The organism is Streptomyces sp. NPDC002265, from assembly GCF_040296125.1.
Taxonomy (GTDB): Bacteria; Actinomycetota; Actinomycetes; order Streptomycetales; family Streptomycetaceae; genus Streptomyces.
In genome coordinates, this window is record NZ_JBEOWS010000385.1 from 1 (window position 1) to 8771 (window position 8771).

An 8771-nucleotide genomic window follows, 5' to 3' on the forward strand; every position below is an offset into this window, starting at 1 on the left:
CCTGTCCAATTCACGAAAGTACTATCCGGGCATCGGCCTGGTTACCGACCCGGATATCGAGGAGCGGCAGCCGTGAGCGCGTTGATCGACCCCGAAGAGATCGCCTACGAGACCGACCTCGTGTGGCTCGAGGACCCGACGCTGCTCGACTACGTGCGCCAGTCCCTGGACCGGCTGCCCTCGCGCCGGGGGAAGCCCGCCTACCACCGGGACGGGCGCATGGTCGGCTACGCCATCCTCGGCAAGGACGCCAAGCCGTCCCGGGCATCGGGCACGTTCCGGCGCAGGGTGTTCTGGCTCCTGCCGCACGATCGTGACCAGCAGCCGGACGGACTGTACGAGACGGGCGCGCCCTCCGAGGCGATCGACCCCCGCACCGTCGCCCCAGGCGTCAAGGGCTACAAAACCGAACGCTCGGAAGGCGGCCCCGCCTCACCCGCGATGATCGCCCTGGGCATAGTGCTTCCCGCCGACTGAGAGCCGTTCCTCTGAGCATCGAGTTCGAGCCCCGGCGCCCGGCGGTATTTTGTCCGCCCCTTCGGACACTCACCTCCGCCCTGTCGTGCACGTGTGGACGTCGAGTCTTGATCGGTGTCGCCAGGGCGTGGGTAATGTGACCCGGCCTCGCTTTCAGAAGCGGATCAGTGCCGTCTGCGGGCACACTTTCTGAGCGCTTTGGGCGCGATCGGGAGAACTTTTCTGTCCTGAATGGGCTTGTGGTCCGGAGGGTTGTTCGGTGTGGCGTGAGTTCGAGAGTCAGAACCATTGATGGCCGGACCCCCCGCGTTTCCGCGATCGCCGATGCGCTGCAGGTCGTCGGGGACCGGTGGAGTCTGCTGGTCATCAGGGAACTGATCTTCGGGATACACCGGTTCAGCGAGATACAGGCCAACACCGGCGCGCCGACGGCGACGCTGTCCGAGCGGCTGCGCAAGCTGGAGAAGGCCGGTGTCATCGCGCGCCGACGCTACTCCGAACATCCCAGACGCTATGAGTACGTACTGACGCCGGTCGGGGACGATCTGTCGCCCGTCCTCGCGGCACTCGGCGACTGGGGCGCCCGGTACGTGACGCGTGCGCGTGCGGCGATTGCCGAGGATCTGTAGCGGGGCTCTCTATGCCGATCACCGGCGCTCCGGAGGGCGCCGGGCGGCACTGGCTGGTCCGGCGCGGGCTGCTCGCCGACCTGCGGCACTGGCGCGAGTGCCGTGACGCCATCTACCGGCGGATCATGGGCCGCGGCTGGTCGGAGCGGCGGCAGGCTTTCGTCCAGTACAAGGGCAGCGACGTGCTGGACGCGTCCGTGGTGATGATGCCGCTGGCGAAGTCCATCGCGCCTACCGACCCGAAGTGGCTGTCCACGCCGGATGCGCTCACGGAGGACCTGGTGTGACTCGCTCGTCTACCGCCACGACCCCCAGGCCAGCCCCGACGGGCTGCGCGGTGAGGAGGGCACGTTCTCGATCTGCTGTGCGGGTACGTCGAGGCCCTGGCCCGCGCCGGACGCGTGGACGAAGCCCAGAAAGATGCTCACCTACGCCAACCATCTCGGCCGACCGGCAGCGCCCCTCCGGCATGCCTCACCCCGCACACGCACGCCTCGCCCCGCTGGATCTGTCCTGACCCGGCGGGGCGAAGGGCTGCAGGGGTGAGGGGCGGTAGGAGCTGGTCAGCGGGCGGCGACGAGAGCGGTCACTCCGTGCCGCAGCACCCCGCGCGCCGCCTGCGCGTCACCGAGGTAGCCCGCCACCATCGCGCCGTCGCGCAGCGCCACCATGGAGTCGGCGGACTGTTCGGGGCTGGTCGCGCCGAGCCGCCGGAAGGCGTCCAGCAGCACCTCGCGAAACCAGGCACGATGCCGCAGCACCGTCTGGTGGATCACGTTCTGGGGGTCCGGGTATTCGGCGGCCGCGTTGATGAACGGGCAGCCGCGAAAGCCCGCGCCGCACACCTCGTCGCCGATGCCGTGCGCCACCGCGGCGAGGAAGCCGGCGGGGGAGGAGACCTGCTTCGCGACCGCGGCGACGCCGTCCCTGATCTGCCGGTCGGCCCCTTCCAGGTAGGCGCGTACCAGATCCTCCTTGCCGTCGAAGTGCCGGTAGAAGGTCCCTCGCGCCACATCGGCCTCGGCCATGACGCGATCCACCCCGACGCCACGGATGCCCTCGCTGTAGAAGAGCCGGCTCGCGGTGCCCAGCAGCCGGTCGCGGGCCGCGGAGCGGCGAATCAGGCCTGACACTTCCTCTGTCGTCGACATGCCATCCAGCATAGAACGGTCTGTCCCTTTTCAGGCCGGTGCACGGTGTGAGGTGGGCGCCGGTTGGAGGCTCAGCCGAGATCCGTCACCAGGGGCGTGTGACCGTATCCGTGCTCCTCCGCCTCCGCGGCCGGGCGGCGTCGGGTTCCGTGCGGGGTGTGGACGAGGGCGCGCTTCAACCACTGATCCCTGCCATGGCGTCGTGCGGTGATCGGTGGGCCGCCGAGCGCGACGACGTCGTTCTCGACCACCAGGACGTCACCGGCGCCCAGATTGCAGGGCAAGGTCGCGTCGGCGAGAGCCTCGGCCAGGTGCCCGTAGGCCCGGCTGAATTCCGGTGAGGCGTCCTGCAGGGGAGTGCGGCCGGGGTCGAACCGCATCATCAGGCCCTCGTCGGTCGACCACAGCACGGGAACCGGCGTCGGGCGGTCGGCGAAGCGGGCCGGCGCGTGGTCCGAGCCGGGATGGATCGGGAGGTGGGGGCGCATGAGGGTGTCTACGTCGTCCTCGGCCGGCGAGACGTGCCGGATGCTGGCCGCCGACACCGGGACGGCACCGTGATTGCGCATGGACGCGATGAGCAGCAGATGGGCTCGCTGCGGGTGGAAGGCGTCCTCGGTACGGAGCATGTCGAGGCGCGCGTCGTCGGCTGCGCTCCGGCGCGCGGACGGCAGGAGGTTGTGGACGAAGCGGCCCTCCTGTCGGTCGGGGAACGCCATCGGTCGCCCCAGCGCCATGGCGAGCATGAGGACGAGGATGTCCCAGAGTTCGTCGCCGCGCGCCTTCGACCAGTGCTCTGGGGTGTCTCCCAGCGCCACGTCGTCCACGCGGAAGACGCCGCGGAAGACGGTCAGACCCGACGGGGACGAAGCGTTCCCGAGCTTCTCGGCCAGGGGTGCGGGAAGCCAGGACAGAGCCCTGCGCAGGACGAGGTGACCGGCCGGATCCATGGGCGATCCGACTTCGGAGAGCACGGTCCGCGCGGTGCGGACGAGCAGGTCGCGTTCCGAGTCGTCGAAGTCCCTGAACACCACTGCGGCAGCGTGAGGCATGGCCGTCCTTCGTTCTCGGTGGGGGCAGTGCGAAGTACCGCGTCGATGCGGTTGCGGGCGCCTGTACGAAGAGCCTACGAAAAGTTACCCACCGTCACAGCGGTCGGAGTGGCGGGCAGAAAAAGCCGGGGAAAAGCGCCTGGACCACTGCCCTTTCGGGCACCCCCGTCCGGCCCGCGCGGCGCCGTTTTCGCGGGACGGTGCCCGGGGCCCGGCGCCTGGTCTCGCCCGGCGAGCAAGTGATTGAAGACTCATCTATTGAATTTTGAATTAACTTCCCCGAAGATTGCGTTGAGGCTGGTCAGGTGGACGTACTTCGGTCGCCTCGAAAATGGATTGAACGCTACAGAAAGATCTGGGACAACCTCATGACTCACCTGCTGCACATCGACTCCAGCGCCCGTGGCGAAGGCTCCGCGAGCCGACGCCTGTCCGCCGAGTACGTCCGGGCCTGGCAGGCCCGCAACCCGCACGGCACCGTCACCTACCGTGACCTGGCCGTCGACACCCCCGACTTCGTTTCGCCGGAGTGGATCACCGGCGTCTTCGGCCCGGCCGACGCCGCGACCGACGGGACCAGGGCTGCCGTGGCGGCGTCCGAGGTGCTGATCCGCGAGATCGAGGAGGCCGACGTCCTGGTTCTCGGCGTGCCGATGTACAACTTCGGCGTCCCGGCAACCTTCAAGGCGTGGATCGACCAGGTGGTCATGGCCGGTCGGACCTTCGCCTTCGGCGAGAACGGCCCCGAGGGTCTGCTGAAGGGCAAGACGGCCGTCGTCCTGCGGGCCTCGGGCAGCGACTTCGACAACCCCGCTTTCGCGCCGATGGACTTCCACGCCCCCTACGTCCGCGGCGTCCTCGGCTGGATCGGCATCACGGACGTGGAGTTCATCGCGGTCAACGGATACACCCCGGAGCAGGTCGAGGCCGCCATCCAGGAGGCGGGCAAGGCGATCACCGCCCACGCAGACACCACGTTGCTGGCCGCCTGACCACCGGCCACGGCGCCCGAGCGCGGGACCGTTCCGGCCGGGACCGCTCCGTGCCGGCACCGCAGGCCCGACCCGGGCAGTGTGGCTTCCGGGCTTCCCGCCGACGCCACCGCGTAGGTGGGAAGCCCGACTCCTCGGGCGGCGGGGGAGTTCGGGGAGAGCGCTGTGGATCATTGACGTGACAGTGACAATGGTGCAGGCCGCAGCCATGACGGGTCCGACCCGTTCGGCGGACATGACGGCCGACCCGGTTTCACCTCATCACCGGACTCCGCGACCCGCGTGGTCCAACCGTTGAAGGAGAAGTTCGTGCCCACCGACAGAGTCCCCGTCGTGTTCATCCATGGTCTGTGGTTGCACTCCTCCTCGTGGCAGCCATGGGTGGACCTGTTCGAATCCCAGGGATTCGACGCGGTGGCTCCCTGCTGGCCGGGGGAGGTGAACACGGTCGAGGGGGCGCGCTGGCAGCCCGAGGCGGCCGCCGGATTCGGCATCGACGCCGTCACCGAGCACTTCGCTCAGATCATCCGTTCCTACGACACCGCTCCCGTGATCGTGGGCCATTCCTTCGGCGGGCTGTTCACGCAGAAGCTTCTCGGTATGGGGCTGGGCCGGGCGGGCGTCGCGATCAACCCCGCCCAGATGAAGGGCGTCAAGCCGCTCCCGTTCGCTCAACTGCGCTCCGGATTCCCGGTTCTCGGGAATCCCGCCAACAAGAAGAAGGCCGTCGCCCTCACTGCCAAGCAGTTCCGCTACTGCTTCGGCAACGCGCTCTCCCAGGCCGAATCTGATCAACTGTTCGAGAAGTGGACGATCCCGTCGCCGGGGCGTCCCCTGTTCGAGGCCGCGTTCGCGAACTTCAGCAAGAACTCTCCGGCCGCCGTGGACACCGCGAACACCACCCGCGGACCCCTGCTGCTGATCTCCGGACAGCAGGACCACACGGTCCCGGACGTGGTCACACGCGCCTCGTACAAGCAGTACGGCCACTCGTCGGCCGTGACCGAGCTGAAGCAGTTCGCCGATCGAGGACACTCACTGACCGTGGACAGCGGCTGGCGCGGTGTCGCGGACCACGTGCTGGAGTGGCTGGCGCGCCAGGGTGTACAGCCCACGACCGGGTCGGCCGGCTGATCCTGGGCCTCGGTGCGGCGCGGCGAACCTGAGTTCCGGCAAGGGATGAGGATCGAGTGAGCGATGACGGCCCAGCGAGCCAGCGCGTTCGGCAGCGGCCACGTTGTATACCTGTGGCATGCCCGATGCCCGGATGGCCTCCTCGCAGGGCAAGTGGATCCTGATCCATCACGGTCTTCGGGTCCAGCATGGCCATGCTGGACCCGACCGTCGTGAACGTCGCTCTGCCCCGCATCGGTGAGGATCTCGGCACCGGCCTCACCACCCTGCAGTGGACCGTGAACGCGTACATGATCATGCTGGCCGGGCTGATCCTGCTCGGCGGTTCCCTCGGCGACAGCTATGGCCGCCGGCGGATCTTCGCGACCGGTGTCGTGTGGTTCGCGTCCTCGTCACTGCTGTGCGGTCTCGCGCCAGTTCACCTCGGTCAACCTGGTCACCCTGTGCGTGTACGCGGCCTTCGGCGGATTCTCTTCCTGACCGCGCTTCAGTTGCAGGTCATGGCGGGCTTCTCGCCGCTGGAGGCGGGGAGCCCGCTGCTGCCGACGACGGAGCTAATGCTGCTGTTCTCCTCTCGCTCCGGTGCGCTCGCCGACTGGAGCGGGCCGCGCATCCCGCTGACCGCCGGGCCGCTCCTGTCGGCGACGGCGATGCTGATGATGCTGCGGGTCGGCGAGGGCGCCGACTATCTGACGGACGTGCTGCCGACCGTGCTGGTCATGGGCGCCGGCATGGTCACGCTGCTCGCCCCGCTGACCGCCACCGTGCTCGGGTCCGTCGACGTGTCGCGGGCGGGTCTGGCCAGCGGCGTCAACAACGCGGCCGCGTGGGTGGTGGGACTGGTCGCGGTGGCGGCGCTGCCGGTGCTCACCGGGATGGGCTCGGACGCCTATCAGAACGCGGACGCCTTCAATACGTCGTTCCGCAAGGCCATGCCGATCTGCACGGGGGTGCTCGTCGTTGGCGCGGTGCTGGCGTTCTCGTTCGTCCGGAGGCTCGCTCCGGGCTGCCGGCGGCCGGAGTGCCGCACCCACGGCGCCCTCACGGCTCCGCCTCGCGAGGGCAAGGCGGTCCGCCGCGGCAGTGCCTGAGCCGCCGGAGTCGCCCACGCCCCTGCGGAGGCCACGGCGAGCGGCCCGACCGGACCGCTCGCCGTGCCCCGCGTCACCGCAAGGTGCCGATCACTGCGCTCACTTGGTGGCGTAGACGGCGGAGTAGCCGCCGATGAGGTGACGGGTCTCGACCTTGGCGAAGCCGGCGGTCCGCAGCCACTGGGTGGCGTCCGCGACGGTGTACTCGGAGCCGCCCTCGGTGTCGATGAGCATGTTCAGCGACAGCAGCAGGCCGTAGGAGTTCTGGCGGCGTTCGTCGTCGATCATGGCGTCGTAGACGATGAGGGTGCCGCCCTCGGGCAGGGCGTCGTATGCCTTCTGGAGCAGGAACTGGCGCTGCTCGAGGTTCCAGTCGTGCAGGATCTGGCCCATGACGTAGACGTCGGCCTCGGGCAGCGGGTCGGCGAAGAAGTCGCCGCCGTGGAAGGTGAGGCGGTCGGCCAGGCCGTGGGCGGCGACGAACTCCTCGAACACCGGCTGTACGGGAGGCAGCTCGAAGACGGCGCCGGTGATGTCGGGGTTGCTGCGCAGGACGGCGGCCGGGACGGCGCCGAGGGCTCCGCCGAGGTCGATGACGTGGCGGCGCCCCGTCCAGTCGAAGTCCGCGGCGAGGGCGGCGGCGAGCGGGGTGCTGACGCCGTTCATGCCGTTGAGGAAGGCGCGCCAGGCGATCGGGTCCTGGCTGAGGGTGGCGAAGAACGGGGCACCGCTGTGCGCGACCTCGTTCTGCAGGGCACCGGTGCGCAGCGCGGTGGTGAGGTTGTTCCAGAAGCCGAAGAGACGGGCGTTGGCCATCTCCAGGATGCCGCCGACGTACGACGGCTTGTTCCGGTCCAGGAACAGGTCGGCGGTGGGGGAGTTGCGGTAGGTGCCGTCCTCGTCACGGGTGAGCACCCCGAGCGACACCAGCGCGTCGAGGAAGTCCGCGGCGGACCGGGAGTGCAGGCCCACCTCGGCGGCGAGGGAGTCGCGGTCGCGGCCGCCCTGGGCCAGCACGGTGAAGATTCCCAGCTCCACCGCACTGAGCAGGGTCTTGGAGGCCATGAAGCCGAGGCCGAGCTGGAGCAGCGGCTCAGGGGTGATGGGGTCGTTGACCGACATGTCGTGTTCTCCACTTGATTCTGGAAGTCGAAGGTGGAAGTTGAAGCGTAAACATTTTTTGCGGCGCGTCCGTCCGGGCGGCTGCTGTGAAGGAGCCGCCACGGAAGGGGTGATTCGAGTGAGTGGGGCCGGACGGTTGTGGGGGTCGGGCGCCATGTTCTATGACACCGGCGGGCCCGCAGGCGTTCCCGATACGGCCGTCTGCGGCGCGCTCCTGCGCGATCGGTCAACCGTGGCGGGAGCGAACGGGCAGACCTTTCGCCGTTCGTGCACCGGATATCGGGGACTCCGGGCCGCCGTCGGCTCGTGGTTGCGCGGCGTCGCGGAGTGCGAGCCGTGACGTCGCGGCGCGAGGTGCTCGCCGGGGGAGAGATCAGAGCGTTTTGATCTGGCCGCCGTCGATGACGCTCTCCGTTCCCGTGATGTTGGCGGCGAGAGGGGAGGCGAGGAAGAGGGCGAGGTCGGCCACCTCGTGTGCCTCGGTGACCCGGCCGGAAGCGATGCCCATGCTCTGCGGCACGACCACGTCGAGCGCTTCCTGGGCGGTGATGCCGGCGCTCGCGGCGGTGGCGTCGGCGAAGCCGCCCGGTGCGGTCCAGAAGGGGGTGCGGACCGGGCCGGGGGCGATGGCGTTGACGCGTACGCCCTGTGGTGCGAACTCCTCGGACAGGGACTTGTTGAGGTTGGTCAGGGCGGCCTTGGCCGCCGAGTAGTCGACCACCATGGGGAAGGGCAGCCGGGCGTTGATCGAGCTGATGTTCACGATGGCTGCGCCGCGCGCCGCGATCAGGTGGGGGAGGGCCGCGCGGCTGGCGCGTACGGCGCTGAAGAAGGTCAGGTCGAAGATCCGCTGCCAGTCGGCGTCGCTGACCTGGAGAAACGACTCACGGGGCTCGGCGGCGCCGACGTTGTTGACCAGGATGTCCAGGCGCTGGTGGCGTTTCACCGCCTGCTGGACCAAGTGCTCGGCCCCTTCGGCGGTGGACAGGTCGACCGGCACGATCGTGACGTCGTGGTCGGCGGCGAGCGCGTCCAGTTCGGGGGTGGAGGTGCGGCTGCCGGCCACGACCTTGACGCCCTCCTCGGCCAGTTTCTCGACCACGGCCAGGCCGATGCCCTTGCT

Annotated in this window: 8 protein-coding genes and 2 pseudogenes; 6 read left to right on the forward strand and 4 right to left on the reverse strand. The window is 69.2% G+C overall.

The genetic code is table 11. The features are described 5' to 3' along the window. Positions 1–72: 72 nt before the first annotated feature. From ABT085_RS39885 to ABT085_RS39895, 3 genes and pseudogenes are all read left to right on the forward strand, one after another. A complete protein-coding gene (locus ABT085_RS39885) occupies positions 73–477 on the forward strand; it encodes a DUF6009 family protein (RefSeq protein ID WP_162468013.1) in 405 nt (134 codons plus the stop codon). A 266-nt stretch (positions 478–743) separates the two neighbouring features. Next, positions 744–1106, forward strand: a complete 363-nt coding sequence (locus tag ABT085_RS39890) for a winged helix-turn-helix transcriptional regulator (protein WP_351619943.1) — start codon at positions 744–746, stop codon at positions 1104–1106. Positions 1107–1165: 59 nt separating this feature from the next. After that, positions 1166–1553, forward strand: a pseudogene (locus ABT085_RS39895) (glycoside hydrolase family 15 protein); the annotation flags it as partial. 116 nt (positions 1554–1669) lie between these two features. Here the strand turns inward: ABT085_RS39895 and ABT085_RS39900 are convergent. Continuing rightward, positions 1670–2257: a TetR/AcrR family transcriptional regulator gene (locus tag ABT085_RS39900; protein ID WP_351619946.1), complete on the reverse strand. Its 588-nt coding sequence runs from the start codon at positions 2255–2257 to the stop codon at positions 1670–1672. A 71-nt stretch (positions 2258–2328) separates the two neighbouring features. Next, positions 2329–3309: a Fe(II)-2OG oxygenase family protein gene (locus ABT085_RS39905; protein WP_351619949.1), complete on the reverse strand. Its 981-nt coding sequence runs from the start codon at positions 3307–3309 to the stop codon at positions 2329–2331. 368 nt (positions 3310–3677) lie between these two features. Here ABT085_RS39905 and ABT085_RS39910 point away from each other — a divergent pair, with 368 nt between their 5' ends. The 3 genes and pseudogenes from ABT085_RS39910 to ABT085_RS39920 all read left to right on the forward strand — a co-directional run bounded on the left by ABT085_RS39910 (position 3678) and on the right by ABT085_RS39920 (position 6526). Beyond that, positions 3678–4301: an FMN-dependent NADH-azoreductase gene (locus ABT085_RS39910; RefSeq protein ID WP_351619952.1), complete on the forward strand. Its 624-nt coding sequence runs from the start codon at positions 3678–3680 to the stop codon at positions 4299–4301. Between the two features lie 309 nt (positions 4302–4610). Beyond that, entirely contained in the window at positions 4611–5435 is an 825-nt protein-coding gene (locus ABT085_RS39915; RefSeq protein ID WP_351619955.1) for an alpha/beta hydrolase, read from the forward strand. Positions 5436–5553: 118 nt separating this feature from the next. Then, positions 5554–6526, forward strand: a pseudogene (locus ABT085_RS39920) (MFS transporter). Between the two features lie 99 nt (positions 6527–6625). Here ABT085_RS39920 and ABT085_RS39925 read toward each other — a convergent pair. Both ABT085_RS39925 and ABT085_RS39930 read right to left on the reverse strand, forming a co-directional pair. Further along, positions 6626–7648, reverse strand: coding sequence for a methyltransferase (locus tag ABT085_RS39925; protein ID WP_351619958.1), 1023 nt, complete (start codon positions 7646–7648; stop codon positions 6626–6628). 373 nt (positions 7649–8021) lie between these two features. After that, a partial coding sequence (locus ABT085_RS39930; RefSeq protein WP_351619961.1) for an SDR family oxidoreductase occupies positions 8022–8771 on the reverse strand: 750 nt, incomplete at its 5' end.

What these genes read in the sequence shown, in the direction of transcription:
- ABT085_RS39900 (WP_351619946.1), bottom strand. Translation starts at nt 2,257, where the DNA reads ATGTCGACGACAGAGGAAGTGTCAGGCCTGATTCGCCGCTCCGCGGCC.
- ABT085_RS39905 (WP_351619949.1), bottom strand. Translation starts at nt 3,309, where the DNA reads ATGCCTCACGCTGCCGCAGTGGTGTTCAGGGACTTCGACGACTCGGAA.
- ABT085_RS39910 (WP_351619952.1), top strand. Translation starts at nt 3,678, where the DNA reads ATGACTCACCTGCTGCACATCGACTCCAGCGCCCGTGGCGAAGGCTCC.
- ABT085_RS39925 (WP_351619958.1), bottom strand. Translation starts at nt 7,648, where the DNA reads ATGTCGGTCAACGACCCCATCACCCCTGAGCCGCTGCTCCAGCTCGGC.